The 457-nt window shown below is 62.8% G+C and carries 1 pseudogene; it reads right to left on the bottom strand.

Going from position 1 to position 457, the window contains the following annotated elements:
- Positions 1 to 457, bottom strand: a pseudogene (locus J5M71_RS28255) (hypothetical protein); the annotation flags it as partial.

Below are 457 nucleotides of genomic sequence, written 5' to 3'. Positions count from 1 at the left end.
GTTCTGATTGGCCTCGGCCAGCAGGTAATCGACCGCGTAGACCCGTTCCGGATCGACTTGCCCCAGAGGCTGCTTAGCGAAGTCATTGCCCGCATTGAGAAAGGCGAAGCTCTTGCTGCAGGTGTCCTGCGCTGGCGGCGCCCAGCCGAAATGTTCCTTGTAGTAGCGATACAGCGCCGGGCGGCGGCAGGCGTAGCTCGGGTCGAGGAGGAAGTACTCCATGTTGACCGCGACGAATTCCTTGGGACTGGAGATCTCGTAAAGATCCGGACTGCGGGCGATCTGACGGTTGTGTTGTTCACGCTCGCCACGGCGGCCGACGTACTGTTGCCACCCGGCCAGATCGAGCAGGCGCGGGTCATCGCTGATGGTGAAGCGGCGACCGTTCTGCCCGCGACACTCATCGGGAATGCCGATCAGCCCGGCGCTGTTGAAGCGTCGGGTGCAGCGCTGGATC

The sequence above is a fragment of the Pseudomonas sp. 43(2021) genome, assembly GCF_017490805.1.
Taxonomy (GTDB): Bacteria; Pseudomonadota; Gammaproteobacteria; order Pseudomonadales; family Pseudomonadaceae; genus Aquipseudomonas.
This window is presented reverse-complemented; position numbering and strand designations above follow the sequence as displayed.